Origin of the sequence: Flagellimonas halotolerans (assembly GCF_035818535.1) — a bacterium.
Taxonomy (GTDB): Bacteria; Bacteroidota; Bacteroidia; order Flavobacteriales; family Flavobacteriaceae; genus Flagellimonas; species Flagellimonas halotolerans.
Genome location: NZ_JAYKYV010000026.1, coordinates 1 through 13,915, shown reverse-complemented (window position 1 = coordinate 13,915; position 13,915 = coordinate 1). Strand labels below are relative to the sequence as shown.

At 42.0% G+C, this 13,915-nt stretch carries 9 protein-coding genes and 1 tRNA gene; 4 read left to right on the top strand and 6 right to left on the bottom strand.

What is annotated here, in order from left to right:
• Positions 1 to 199: 199 nt before the first annotated feature.
• The 6 genes from VM932_RS16485 to nhaD all read right to left on the bottom strand — a co-directional run bounded on the left by VM932_RS16485 (position 200) and on the right by nhaD (position 4,977).
• A tRNA-Val gene (locus VM932_RS16485) sits at positions 200 to 274 on the bottom strand.
• Positions 275 to 345: 71 nt separating this feature from the next.
• Positions 346 to 1,557, bottom strand: a complete 1,212-nt coding sequence (locus VM932_RS16480; RefSeq protein ID WP_326280357.1) for a bifunctional folylpolyglutamate synthase/dihydrofolate synthase — start codon at positions 1,555 to 1,557, stop codon at positions 346 to 348.
• Positions 1,557 to 2,441 (bottom strand): energy transducer TonB, encoded by an 885-nt coding sequence (locus VM932_RS16475; protein ID WP_326280355.1) that lies wholly within the window; start codon positions 2,439 to 2,441, stop codon positions 1,557 to 1,559. Before VM932_RS16475 ends, VM932_RS16480 begins: the two co-directional genes overlap by 1 nt.
• Positions 2,441 to 2,827, bottom strand: coding sequence for an ExbD/TolR family protein (locus VM932_RS16470; RefSeq protein WP_014032087.1), 387 nt, complete (start codon positions 2,825 to 2,827; stop codon positions 2,441 to 2,443). The genes VM932_RS16475 and VM932_RS16470 overlap by 1 nt, the downstream gene beginning before the upstream one ends.
• 10 nt (positions 2,828 to 2,837) lie before the next feature.
• The gene (locus VM932_RS16465; protein WP_014032088.1) at positions 2,838 to 3,530 is read right to left on the bottom strand and encodes a MotA/TolQ/ExbB proton channel family protein; all 693 of its coding nucleotides are present in this window, start codon (positions 3,528 to 3,530) and stop codon (positions 2,838 to 2,840) included.
• A gap of 58 nt (positions 3,531 to 3,588) precedes the next feature.
• Positions 3,589 to 4,977 (bottom strand): sodium:proton antiporter NhaD, encoded by a 1,389-nt coding sequence (gene nhaD / locus VM932_RS16460; RefSeq protein ID WP_326280352.1) that lies wholly within the window; start codon positions 4,975 to 4,977, stop codon positions 3,589 to 3,591.
• A gap of 236 nt (positions 4,978 to 5,213) precedes the next feature.
• Here nhaD and VM932_RS16455 point away from each other — a divergent pair, with 236 nt between their 5' ends.
• The 4 genes from VM932_RS16455 to VM932_RS16440 all read left to right on the top strand — a co-directional run bounded on the left by VM932_RS16455 (position 5,214) and on the right by VM932_RS16440 (position 13,820).
• On the top strand, positions 5,214 to 6,356 hold the full coding sequence (locus tag VM932_RS16455; protein WP_326280351.1) for an acyl-CoA dehydrogenase: 1,143 nt from the start codon (positions 5,214 to 5,216) through the stop codon (positions 6,354 to 6,356).
• A gap of 305 nt (positions 6,357 to 6,661) precedes the next feature.
• A complete protein-coding gene (gltB, locus tag VM932_RS16450) occupies positions 6,662 to 11,167 on the top strand; it encodes a glutamate synthase large subunit (protein ID WP_326280360.1) in 4,506 nt (1,501 codons plus the stop codon).
• Between the two features lie 8 nt (positions 11,168 to 11,175).
• Positions 11,176 to 12,642: a glutamate synthase subunit beta gene (locus VM932_RS16445; protein ID WP_326280349.1), complete on the top strand. Its 1,467-nt coding sequence runs from the start codon at positions 11,176 to 11,178 to the stop codon at positions 12,640 to 12,642.
• A 236-nt stretch (positions 12,643 to 12,878) separates the two neighbouring features.
• Positions 12,879 to 13,820 carry a hypothetical protein gene (locus VM932_RS16440; protein ID WP_326280347.1) on the top strand — a complete coding sequence of 314 codons (942 nt, stop codon included), beginning with the start codon at positions 12,879 to 12,881 and terminating at the stop codon, positions 13,818 to 13,820.
• The last annotated feature ends 95 nt before the right edge of the window (positions 13,821 to 13,915 follow it).

Below are 13,915 nucleotides of genomic sequence, written 5' to 3'. Positions count from 1 at the left end.
AGGTGTCAAAAATGTAGAGTTCTTCCTATTTAGATTAACAACAATTTTTGCATAAACACAACAATTGGTCTTGATCCAATTGGTCTTGATCCAATTGGTCTTGATCCAATCAAACCAATTCAAATGAATGCCTTAAAACGTCAAAACCTTGCAGATCAATAAGATATGCAAGGTTTTGTTTCTATTTGAACTCTAAAAGTGGGCGCTGAGGGATTCGAACCCCCGACCCCCTCGGTGTAAACGAGGTGCTCTGAACCAACTGAGCTAAGCGCCCATTTATTTTCCTAAATGGGAGTGCAAATATAACACAGTTTTTGATTTATAAAACAAAAAACAAGAAAAAAATCACACTATTTCCGCAACAACAAAAGTACTGCCTCCAACATAGATCATATCATTGCTCGTCGCATTTTTCAACGCTTTGTTCAACCCCTTTTTTACAGACTTGCACACCTTCCCCTTAAGCCCTTCTTCTTGAGCAAGTTCCTCTAGCTGAAGAGCATACATGCCCCTTGGAATACTTGGCCTTACAAAATAATATTTGGCATCTTTGGGGAATAACGGCAAAACGGACTTTACATCTTTATCTTTAACAAATCCAAGGACGATATGGAGTTGATCATACGATTGTTTTTTAACTTGTTCCAAAACCAACTGAAGACCTTCCTTATTATGTGCCGTGTCGCATACCACTAAAGGATTGTTTTGCAATACTTGCCATCTACCAAGAAGTCCTGTATTTTCCACAACTTTTGTGAGTCCGCTGGAAACATCTCTTTCAGCAACTTCAAAATTCTTTAACTGACGAATACATGCCACCACTCCGTTGATATTTTTCTGCTGATATTCACCCAACAAATCCGTTTTATATTCCACGTACGATGCTGCATCCGCAAAAACAATGTTGGATCTTCGCTGATGGGCGATCAGGTTAAAAATCATTTTTGTCTCTGGTTGCGTCTCGCTAATCACCACAGGAACCTTTGGTTTAATGATGCCCGCTTTTTCCAAGGCAATTTTCTCCAAGGTATCTCCCAAAAACTGGGTGTGATCTATTCCAATATTAGTGATTAGCGACACTTCGGGCGTTATGATGTTGGTAGAATCCAAACGCCCTCCCAATCCTACTTCGATTATGGCGATATCCACTTTTTCTTCCGCGAAATAGCTAAAAGCCAAACCAACGGTCATTTCAAAAAACGAAAGCTTATGGTACTCAAAAAAGGTTTTGTTCTCCTGAATAAAATCCGTTACAAATTTCTTGCTGACAACTTTACCATTTATTTTGATGCGCTCCCTAAAATCCTTTAGGTGTGGTGAAGTATAGAGTCCAACCTTATAGCCAGCCTCCTGAAGAATGGAAGCCAACATATGGCTACTGGAACCTTTTCCGTTGGTTCCGGCAACGTGGATACTTTTGAATTTTTTCTCTGGATTGCCCAACACATTGGAAAAGCGGATGATGTTGTCCAACTTAGCATTCAAGGCCGCGGCACCTTTTTGCTGGTACATCGGAAGCTGCCCGAACATCCAGTCCAAAGTTTCTTTATAGGTCACTACTGCCCCAATTTAAAGTTGACGACCACAAAACCGATTTGCTGAGTAGGCGCATTGGCATCGGAATTCCAACGGTGAAGAAGCGCTGTTTTACGGGCGGGCTCCAAGAGGCATGGCGCATTATTTGTGGTGCCCTTTACGCCGGGCTGTGCTTGAATCACCTTTCCATTTCTATCCACCACTATCCTTACCACAACTCGACCTTCCTCATTGCATTCCTGCCGCACTACATCTTTGCCAGCTAACGACCTCCCTCTAAGTCCATAACCGCCAGTTCCACCTCCACTGCCAGGTGCACCATAGTACGAGGTGGCATATGGGTCTCCATCCAGTTGGCCTTTATCTCCAGCCTTATCATCGTCACCTTCGCTGCCTGTGGTGGTTCCCTCCGATTTTCCGATTCCACCGATAAGGGCATCCACACTTTTTTTCTTGGCTTCTTGTTCCTGCCGCTTACGCTCTTCGGCCTCTCGTTTTTCACGGGCAATACGCTCGGCTTCAGCTTTGGCTTTTTCTGCTTCCTCTTCCGCTTTACGTTTGGCTTCTTCCTGTTGTCGCAGTTTAATGGTTTCCTCGTCATTACTTGTCAACACCTCTTCAACAGGAGCATCTTCCACCACAGTTTCTTCGGATTGGGCGGGTTCCGCCTGTTCTTCGGGCTCTGGCTGGTTTTGAACCTCTCTTGGTTCCGATCTTACTCGCTCCGTAGGCTGTACCTCTCCACTACCATAATCCATGGTTCCGAAATTGACAGCGATACCATTTTCAATGGGTGGGTCCAGATAGGTCAATCCTATATAAAAAAGCAATAGGAGCAGTGCGCTTAACAAAAGTGTTGTTAGCGTGAAGGATTTTTTCTTGTGTCTCGTATCTAAAAAGGACATTATTTTGGCCGCACTGCCAAGATTACCTTGTAACTGTTCCTGTTGGCAATGTCCATTACGTTGACCGCTTCTTTAATGGCCACGTTTTCTTCTGCTCTGAGGATGATTGTTGGCTTTTCTTGACCTTCAAGTGCCTTTTTTAATTCAATTTCAATGTATTCTTTGTTGATCTGCTCGTTGTTCACAAAATATTTCAGATCCTTGTCAATGGTAACCGAAACATTCTGTGTGTTCGTCGATTTACCCTTTGCCTTTGGCAAAAGCAAATCCAACGCATTCGGTGCATTGGACGTCAACATGAAAAACACCAACAACAAGAACACAATGTCCGTCATTGATGACATGCTGAATTCCGGGCTTATTTTGTTTCTTCCCTTCAGTTTCATAGCCAAAGGTTTATATAGGTTCGTTCAAAAGATCCAAGAACTCTACCGCATTGGCTTCCATTTGATGCACTACCTTATCGGTCCTGTTCACCAAGTGGTTGTAACCAATGTACGCGATAATACCAACCACCAAACCGGCAACCGTAGTGGTCATTGCCGTATAGATACCAGATGCCAATGAGCCCATTTCTGCCTGCCCTCCACTACTAGCCATTTCGTGGAATGCCAAAATCATACCAATTACGGTTCCCAAGAAACCAATCATTGGTGCAGCGCCGGCAACAGTGGCCAAAACACTTACATTTTTCTCGAGCTTGTACACCTCAAGCGTACCTGCGTTTTCAATGGAAGTGTTAATATCGTCCAAAGGCTTGCCTATTCTGGCCACCCCTTTTTCGATAAGTCGCGCTACGGGAGAATCCGTTTGGGCACACAACAATTTTGCTGCCTCCAGTTTGCCATTGCTTATATGATCACGAATCTGGTTCATGAAATTCTTATCTATCTTGGACGCCGCCTTGATGGCAAAAATGCGTTCAAAATAAATGTACATGGCTACAAAGAGGAGCACAAAGAGCACTACAATGATTATAACGCTCCCTGCCCCTCCATTTACAATAAGGTCTATTACGGATAAGGTCTTTTCCTCGGAAATAGAAGCTGTTGCCTCAGCACCTTCCGTTACTTCTTGAAAAATATTCATATAAAATCCCCAATTTTAAGTTGCAATTATAACGGAGATTTTTGAACTAAAGTATTTTTTAGAACAAATATCGCATCACCATAAAGCAAATTGCTCCGGCAATGAACCCTAAAAAGGCCAACCATGATATCTTTTTAAGATACCAGAAGAAGTCGATTTTCTCCATACCCATGGCAACAACACCTGCTGCCGAACCAATTATGAGCATACTTCCACCTGTTCCTGCCGAATAGGCGATAAAATGCCATAATTGGTCATCCATTGGCTCGGAGAACATTCCCAAACTAGCGGCCACCAAGGGCACATTATCTATAATTGCAGAACCAATACCCAATAGTACAACAACCAGGTCGGAAACTTGGGTACCAGCCATTTCTGTTCCGATCAATGGCATTCCTTGCTTCAATCCTTCGGCAAAGTTGAACAAGAGGCCGAGAGATTCCAAAGCGGCCACGGCCATTAAAATACCCAAGAAGAACAAAATACTGGGCAATTCTATCTTGGTAAGGGCACTATGCACCGGACTGTGATGCGAATGCTCATCACTTTCTTGGTTTATGGACGATATGGCGATTTTCTTGTTACTGTAAATTTCAGCAAAAGTAGCCACTACTGCCAAGGACAACATCATCCCTACATAAGGTGGCAAATGGGTTACCGTTTTAAAAATCGGCACAAAAACAATGGCCGCTAAGCCCAAATAAAGCATTCTGGGCCCATATTTTGAGTTTGTTCCACCATCTTCCTCATCCACATCAATTTCTCCTTTGAAAGCCGGGAGATAGGATGCAATAAAAGAAGGCACAAGCATACAAACCAAAGACGGTATCAATAAGTGCTCTATAAGCATGGCCGTGGAGACCTTATCGCCTATCCACAACATGGTAGTGGTAACATCCCCAATCGGCGACCACGCACCCCCGGCGTTTGCCGCAATAATGATCAAACCTGCATACCAAAGTCTAACATCCCTATCCTTCACAATTTTTTGAAGGATGGAAATAAGGACAATAGTGGCAGTAAGATTATCGATGATCGCGGATAGTATAAAGGCCAAAAATGAGAAAATCCAAAGAATCTTCTTTTTGCTCCTTGTTTTTACAAATGACTTTATGGTGGCAAATCCATCAAAATAGTCGATAATCTCAACGATGGTCATCGCTCCAAGAAGAAAAACCAAAATCTCTGCGGTTTTACCTAAATGGTGCAGAAGGGTCTCCTCCATGAGTTCCATCTTTTCCTCGTGCCCAAAAGCCCCGAAGTTTTCCAACAATGCATGATTGCCAGAATCGAACCATGTGGTAAAGCCATCTATTCCAAAAGCCATCAAGGCCCACAAAATGGCCATCATGGCCAAGGCCGGAATAAGTTTATCTATTTTTAAATTATGTTCTAGGGTAATTGCCAAATATCCAATTACAAAAATGACAACTAAAAGGGTCTCCATGTTAAGTTTGGTTTAATTAAGGAATATTATTTTATGAGTAGTTATCTGTGCGGCTAAAGATATTCAAAATGAATATTTCCGCATAATCTTATTGCTATAAAAAAATGTCAAAGAGAAATACCGGTTTTCAAAAAAATATTTAAAATTCATAGATTCTCATTTATTTGCATTTATTTATACAATATTAATATTGTAAAGCTATATTTGTAGGTAGTTTTTAAATATTATTCATTTTTATGGATTTCACACTTTCCGAAGAACAGTTAATGATAAAACAAGCGGCAAAAGATTTTGCCCAAAATGAGCTTTTACCCGGAGTAATTGAACGCGACGAAAGCCAAAAATTTCCTAGTGACCTTGTTAAAAAAATGGGAGAACTGGGTTTTTTAGGAATGATGGTCAGCGAAAAATATGGTGGAAGCGGCCTTGACACCCTATCTTATGTATTGGCCATGGAAGAATTATCGAAAATTGATGCCTCCGCCTCGGTAATGGTGTCAGTAAACAATTCTTTGGTTTGTTGGGGACTGGAAACCTACGGAACAGAGGAGCAAAAAGAAAAATACCTGACCCCATTGGCCTCGGGAGAAATTATCGGTGCCTTTTGCCTTTCGGAGCCTGAAGCAGGAAGTGATGCAACTTCCCAAAAAACAACAGCCATAGACAAAGGCGACCATTACCTATTAAATGGAACTAAAAACTGGATCACCAATGGAAACCAGGCCGAGGTTTACTTGGTAATTGCACAAACAGACAGAGAAAAGGGTCATCGTGGCATAAACACCTTAATCGTAGAGAAAAGCATGGAAGGTTTTGACATAGGCCCCAAAGAAAATAAACTGGGCATTCGAGGGAGCGATACACACTCCTTAATGTTCAACGATGTTAAGGTGCCCAAAGAAAACCGTATAGGCGAAGATGGCTTTGGGTTTAAGTTTGCCATGAAGACTTTGGCGGGCGGAAGAATAGGCATTGCAGCACAGGCCCTAGGCATTGCAGCTGGGGCTTACGAACTGGCACTGCAGTATTCCAAACAGCGAAAAGCCTTTGGTACAGAAATTTCGAATCACCAGGCCATTGCCTTTAAATTGGCCGATATGCACACCAAAATACAAGCAGCACGCCATTTGGTCTATCAAGCCGCATACGATAAGGATGCAGGAAACGATTACACCCTTTCCGGCGCCATGGCCAAACTATATGCTTCCGAAGTTGCAATGGAAACCACTGTTGAGGCCGTACAGATTCATGGCGGAAATGGATACGTAAAAGATTATCACGTAGAACGCTTAATGCGGGATGCCAAAATCACCCAGATTTATGAAGGCACTTCCGAAATTCAGAAAATCGTTATCTCACGAAGTATTCTTGACGATTAAAGAAACACCCCTCTAAAAAAGACGGGTCTTGTCCCTTAAAGTGTTTTTTTGAATTAAACACCCCCTCTTTTTGAGAAGTAGACCACCCTTGAACATGCTTCAATTACACAAAATACTCTTCCCAGTAAAGGGAAAGACATGCTTTATTTATTCAGTTTGAGATAATGATAATTTAACATTCCATATATTTTTAAATTGAGTTTTTTTTAACCTTCGAAACATTACGTTGATTATTTATCTGATAATCAACAAAAACCTTATAATTTATATATCAATTTTGATATTTTTGAGGAAATACGTTAATGATGAGATTGGAGAAACAAGGTTTATACTTACCAGAATTTGAGCATGATAACTGTGGTGCAGGTTTCATCTGCAGCCTAAAAGGAATTAAGTCCAACGACATAATACACAAAGCACTCGAAATTCTAGATAAATTGGAACACAGAGGTGCCGTGAGTGCCGATGGGAAAACTGGGGACGGAGCAGGAATTTTGATTGATATACCCCATGATTTTTTCGTGGACACCTGCACTTTTGATCTACCAGAAGCAGGAGGATATGCCGTAGGAAATGTATTTCTGCCTCAAAAGCAAAACCAGCGTGATTTTTGCATAAAGGTACTTGAAGAAAACATTGCAAAGCAAGGGCTCCAACTATTAGGCTGGAGAGATGTACCCGTTAACCGTTCCGTTCCAGGGCGGATTGCTGCCGAAACCGAACCCTATGTAATGCAGGTTTTTGTAGCCAAAGGGAAAGGTATGGACGATTTTCAGTTTAATCTTAAACTTTTTATTGCCCGTAAAATTACGGAACACACCGTAATAGAAAGCAAACTATCAGAAAGGGATTTTTTCTACCTGCCCAGCCTATCCACTAAAATAATCATATTTAAAGGACTTTTGGTGCCAAAGGACATAAGCAGGTATTACGAAGATCTTTTAGATCCACGCGTTGTTACCCGCTTGGCATTGGTGCACCAAAGATTCTCCACCAACACATTCCCAATGTGGGATTTAGCCCAACCTTTTAGGTACATGTGCCACAATGGAGAGATCAACACTCTACGAGGAAATGTTTCCCGCATGCGCTCACGCGAGGAATTGATGGAAAGTGACTGGTTTGGCGATGACATTAAAAAGATACTTCCCATTGTATTGCCAGCTAAGTCCGACTCCGCAAGCATGGACATGGTGGTCGAACTACTCCTGATGACAGGTCGTTCCTTGCCCGAAGTGATGATGATGTTGGTTCCCGAAGCTTGGGAAAAAAACCCCGATATGTCCGAGGCCAAAAGAGCATTTTACGAATACAACTCCTGCCTCATGGAACCATGGGACGGACCGGCATCCATACCCTTTACTGACGGAAACTATATAGGTGCAGTACTCGACAGGAACGGACTACGCCCATCAAGATATTCGGTTACCAAACAAGGATATGTAATCATGTCCTCGGAAACCGGTGTAGTTGAATTGGAACCCGAAGATATTGAATTCCATGGCAGGCTGGAGCCCGGAAAAATGTTCTTGGTAAACATGGAAGAGGGAAGAATTGTAAATGATGAGGAAATAAAAGAACATATTGCCAAAAAGCATCCATACAAAAAATGGTTAAAGGACAACTTGGTACACCTAAAAGAGATACCATATAATGATTGTCCTGTTTTCTTTGGCGAATTCCCTTTGCAAACCCGAAGAACAGCTTTTGGATATACCCAAGAAGACATCAACACCATTATAATGCCCATGGCAGAAAATGGAAAAGAACCCATTGGCTCCATGGGTTCCGACACCCCAATTGCAGTACTTTCCGAGCGTCCGCAATTGATTTACAATTACTTTAAGCAACTATTTGCCCAGGTGACCAACCCACCATTGGATGGTATTAGGGAAGAATTGATTACAGATATCAGTCTCACACTTGGAAGTGACCATAACATTTTTGATTTTTCGGAATTGCACTGCCGTAAACTAAAAATCCAAAACCCTGTTATTTCCAAAGAGGATTTGGATAAAATCAAAAATTACGATGCCAGTCCGGATTATAAAGTTGTATCCATTTCAATGTTATATGAAATCAACAAAGGGCACAACGGACTGGAAGAAGCTTTGGACTCCATCTTACAACAAGCATCCGATGCCATTGATGATGATGCAAACATCATCATCCTATCGGATAGAATGGTAAGTGCCGAAATGGCTCCGATACCTGCACTTTTGGCCTGCTCCTATATAAACAGTGGACTACGAAAATTAGGAAAACGCTCAAAATTAAGCATCATCATCGAATCTGCCGAACCACGTGAAGTACATCATTTTGCCTTGTTGTTCGGTTTCGGCGCTAGTGCCATCAACCCATATTTGGTAAACGAAATCATTGGGGAGCAAATCGAAGAGAACAACATTACCGATTATACTTTCGAAGAAGCGGTCAAAAATTACAACAAGGCCATCGGTAAGGGAATACTCAAGGTAATGAACAAAATAGGGATATCCACACTTAACTCCTACCGAGGTTCACAACTTTTCGAGTGTATCGGAATAAACACCACGGTTGTGGACAAATATTTCCCAAACACCCCGACCCGTATTCAGGGAATCGGGCTATACGAAATAGAAAAAGAAGTAACCAAACGCCACAAAAAGGCGTTCCTATCACAGGAAATAGCAGCCAATCTCGATATTGAGGTCGGTGGAGAGTATCGATGGAGAAGAAATGGCGAGAAGCACATGTTCAATCCATTAAGTGTCGCCATGCTTCAAAAATCGGTACGCAATAACGAGCCGGATACTTATAAAGAGTATTCCAAACTGGTCAATGAGCAATCCAAACACCTAATGACCATCCGCGGACTGTTCGAATTCTCGAACTACGACCCTATTCCCATTGAGGAAGTTGAGCCTTGGACAGAAATTGTAAAAAGGTTTAAAACTGGGGCCATGTCCTACGGAAGTATCAGCAAGGAAGCCCACGAAAATCTTGCGATTGCCATGAACCGAATTGGAGGCAAGAGTAATTCAGGTGAAGGAGGAGAGGATTCGGCTCGTTTCTATAAAAGTCAGACCGGTGACTGGAAAAACAGTGCCATAAAGCAGGTGGCCTCAGGTAGATTTGGGGTGACCTCCAACTACCTAACCAGCGCCCAAGAAATCCAGATTAAAATGGCACAAGGGGCGAAACCAGGTGAAGGTGGTCAATTGCCAGGACCAAAAGTAAACCCGGCCATTGCCAAAACAAGGAACTCGACCCCCTATGTTGGGTTGATTTCCCCACCTCCCCATCACGATATTTACTCCATTGAGGATTTATCACAGCTGATCTATGACTTAAAATCTGCTAACAGAGAGGCAAGGATCAATGTAAAATTAGTTTCCGAAGTTGGTGTGGGAACCGTGGCGGCCGGTGTCGCAAAAGCCAAGGCAGATGTTATTTTAATCTCAGGATTCGATGGAGGAACTGGGGCATCACCTTTAACCTCTTTGAAACATGCAGGACTTCCTTGGGAACTTGGAATAGCCGAAGCCCAACAAACTTTGGTGCTCAACGACCTACGTAACAGGGTAACCTTGGAATGTGACGGACAGTTAAAAACTGGTCGCGATGTTGCAATCGCATGCCTTTTGGGAGCAGAGGAATTCGGATTTGCCACGGCCCCGCTTGTAGCTTCTGGCTGTGTGATGATGCGTGTTTGCCATTTGAACACATGCCCCGTGGGCATTGCCACGCAGAACCCCGAACTTCGCAAAAAGTTTGAAGGAAAACCTGAGCACGTAGTCAATTACATGTATTTTGTGGCCCAAGAGCTTCGTGAGATTATGGCCAAACTTGGTTTTAGAACATTGAACGAAATGGTTGGTCAGGTTCAGAAATTGGACAGAAAAAAGGCCATTGAACATTACAAAGCAGCAGGTATCGACTTGACACCAATTCTTTATCAGGTTGATGTACCTGAAGGAACCAAGTTCCACAATACGGAAAAACAATATCACGAAATAGACAAGTCCATAGAATTTGAGATCATAGGCAAAGCCCACCCTGCCCTATTCAGAAAGGAAAAAACCTCTTTGGATTTCCCTATCTACAATACGGATAGAGCTGTGGGAGCCATTATTAGTAATGAGATTTCAAAAATTTATGGAGCGGACGGCTTACCTGAAAACACCTTGAGATTGAACTTTACAGGTTCAGCTGGGCAAAGTTTTGGTGCTTTCGCCACTAAAGGACTTACCATGGTGGTCAACGGAAACACCAACGATTATCTTGGAAAAGGTTTGTCAGGAGCTAAATTGGTCATCAAAGTGCCATTTAAGTCAACCATAAAACCAGAGGATAACATTATCACAGGAAATGTTACCTTATATGGTGCTACTTCAGGTGAAGCCTACATCAACGGTAAAGCAGGAGAGCGGTTCTGCGTAAGAAACTCAGGGGCCAAAGCAGTCGTTGAAGGAATTGGCGACCACGGATGTGAATATATGACCGGTGGCGTTGCCGTTATCCTTGGCTCCGTTGGAAGAAATTTCGGTGCTGGTATGAGCGGTGGTATCGCCTTTGTTTATGACAAAGACAATACATTCAGACAAAACTGTAACGGGGACCACTTAAATCTTCTTCCTGTTGATGAGGACAAAGACATCAAAGAATTGAAAGATTTGATAGAGAACCATTACAATGCCACCTTAAGTCCTTTGGCGCAAAGTATTCTTGAAAATTGGGAAAAATGTCTTCCTAAGTTCATTAAGGTATTCCCAGAAGAATACCGTCAAGCACTTATTAGATTAGAAGAAGAAAAAATGCAAACCTTATAATTTGAGACATGGGAAAGATTACAGGATTTTTGGAATATGACAGAAAGGACGAAGCATACGCCCCTGTCAAAGAACGTATCAAAAACTATAAGGAGTTTACAAAACCTTTAAAGGAAAGTGAATTAAAGAACCAAGGAGCCCGTTGTATGGATTGTGGAATTCCATTTTGCCATAGCGGATGTCCTTTGGGCAATTTAATTCCCGATTTTAACGATGCAGTTTACAAAGGAAAGTGGGAAAAGGCTGCCGAGATACTTCATTCAACCAATAATTTTCCAGAATTTACAGGAAGATTATGCCCCGCACCATGCGAAGAAGCATGCGTACTGGGAATCAACGAGCCAGCCGTTTCCATTGAAAACATCGAAAAAAACATCGTAGAAACAGCCTTTAAGAACGGATGGGTAAAGCCTGAAGCACCATTGACCCGAACCGGTAAAAAAGTGGCCGTCATAGGCTCTGGACCAGCAGGTTTAGCTGCCGCTCAACAATTGAATCGTGCAGGCCATGCCGTTACTGTTTTCGAAAGAGATGAAAAACCTGGGGGCCTTTTACGATATGGCATCCCAGATTTTAAGATGGAGAAAAACGTTATCGACAGAAGACTTGAGGTAATGGAACAAGAGGGCATTGAATTTAAAAATGGGGTTCATGTTGGAGTGGATATTACTGCAACGGAACTTCAAAAAGAATTTGATTCCATTGTACTTTGTGGAGGAGCAACGGTTAGGCGTACTCTTCCCGTTCCTGGTGCAGATGCCAAAGGAGTAGTTCAAGCCATGGACTTTTTACCCCAGAACAACAGAAAAGTAGATGGAATTCCATTTGAAGGAGAAGAAATTTCGGCAAAAGGTAAAAAAGTAATCGTTATTGGTGGTGGAGATACGGGTTCCGATTGTATCGGTACTTCTATCAGGCAGGGAGCTACATCCGTTACCAATTTTGAAATAATGCCGAAAGGAACACCGGACCGTCCCGAAGGACAACCATGGCCATTTTGGCCCATGCGATTGCGCACCAGTTCTTCACATAAAGAAGGTGCCGACCGTGTATTCAGCATTTCCACAAAAAAATTCAATACCGACAAGAACGGCAAATTAAAAAGCTTGGTAACCGTAGAAGTTGAATGGGTCAAGCAAGCTGGTCAACGCCCCATGCTCAAAGAAGTAGAAGGTACAGAGAAAGAATGGGACTGTGATCTAGTTCTATTGGCTCTGGGCTTTACAGGATCGGAAACCACGATTGCTGATCAACTACATCTTGAAATGGATCCAAGAACCAACATAAAAGCTTCTTTAGCAGATTATAAAACCAATGTTCCCGGAGTTTTTGTGGCCGGCGACCAAAGAAGAGGACAATCACTTATTGTTTGGGCCATTTCTGAAGGAAGGGAAGCCGCACACTATGTGGATACATATCTAATGGGAAAATCGGATTTGCCCTTAAAAGGCGAGGGAGATCTACCCAGAGTATAAAAAAGCACGTAAATCTCAACTAAACTTGCGTTACTCCTCTAGGCTTTTGCTTAGGGGAGTTTTTATTTACAAAAAAACACAACATATCAATTTATCAATAAAACACGCAGATAAATCTGCCAATTACACAAAGTAAAGCTTTTAACCCATAAATTGTTTGTATCTTCAAAAGTGTTGCCTTACCTACGCCGTTGCTATGTATTAAACGAGATAATCAACCTCTAAATACATGAATTATGAGAAATTTAATAGCTCTTTCCTTATTATTATTAACACTGTTCGCGTGTAAAACCAAAGAAAAAGATACCAAAGAAGAGAACACCACTCCAGAAAAAAATCCCTTAGAACTTGGCAAGGTTCATATAAATACCAAAAGTATGGAGTTTTTTGTGGCTGATACACTTTATTCTGGATGGAATACACTCATCTATGAAAACCAATCACCAGAAGTACATTTTGTAATGATGGACCTATATCCTGAAGGCATTACAATCGATAATACCAAAGCTGAATTGCTACCCCCATTTGATGATGGTATGAGGCTGATTATGGAAGACAAAATGGATAGCGCCATGATTGCTTTCGGCAAAATACCTGAATGGTATCAACAGGTTAAATTCTTGGGAGGAACAGGTCTAGTATCCCCAAAACATAAGGTAAAAAGCACCATCCACTTAAAACCAGGTCGATACATTATGGAGTGTTATGTAAAAATGTTCAATGGGGAATGGCATACCTCACATGGAATGTTGAAAGAGATTATTGTATCTAAAAAATCGACAGGACTAATCCCTCCAACTCCGACTGCAAACATCGATATCTCAAGTACAGATGGACTTATCCTTAAAGATAGCCTCTCATCTGGCAATCACATTTTCCAAACTAATTTTATAGATCAAAAAGTTTATGAAAATTTTGTTGGGCATGATGTAAACCTAGTGCGTTATGACAATACTGCTTCTTTGGATTCTTTAGTCCAATGGATGAATTGGATGAATCCAAGAGGACTGCGTACACCTGCGCCCGAAGGTTTCACGTTTCTTGGAGGAATGAACAATCTCCCTGCCGAAAGTAAAGGCTTTTTTGAAGCTGATTTAACCCCAGGAAATTATATACTCATTTCGGAAGTTCCTTCTGCCGATGAAAAGAAACTTCTTTATCAATTTTCCATTGAATAAATAGTACCAAGTAAAAACAAAAAAAGCCCCCCACTTACGTGAGGGGCTTCAAAGAAGGCGGCGACCTACTCTCCCACCTGGTGTGGCAGTACCAT

What these genes read in the sequence shown, in the direction of transcription:
- VM932_RS16470 (WP_014032087.1), bottom strand. Translation starts at nt 2,827, where the DNA reads ATGAAACTGAAGGGAAGAAACAAAATAAGCCCGGAATTCAGCATGTCA.
- VM932_RS16475 (WP_326280355.1), bottom strand. Translation starts at nt 2,441, where the DNA reads ATGTCCTTTTTAGATACGAGACACAAGAAAAAATCCTTCACGCTAACA.
- VM932_RS16440 (WP_326280347.1), top strand. Translation starts at nt 12,879, where the DNA reads ATGAGAAATTTAATAGCTCTTTCCTTATTATTATTAACACTGTTCGCG.
- nhaD (WP_326280352.1), bottom strand. Translation starts at nt 4,977, where the DNA reads ATGGAGACCCTTTTAGTTGTCATTTTTGTAATTGGATATTTGGCAATT.
- VM932_RS16445 (WP_326280349.1), top strand. Translation starts at nt 11,176, where the DNA reads ATGGGAAAGATTACAGGATTTTTGGAATATGACAGAAAGGACGAAGCA.
- VM932_RS16455 (WP_326280351.1), top strand. Translation starts at nt 5,214, where the DNA reads ATGGATTTCACACTTTCCGAAGAACAGTTAATGATAAAACAAGCGGCA.
- VM932_RS16465 (WP_014032088.1), bottom strand. Translation starts at nt 3,530, where the DNA reads ATGAATATTTTTCAAGAAGTAACGGAAGGTGCTGAGGCAACAGCTTCT.
- gltB (WP_326280360.1), top strand. Translation starts at nt 6,662, where the DNA reads ATGAGATTGGAGAAACAAGGTTTATACTTACCAGAATTTGAGCATGAT.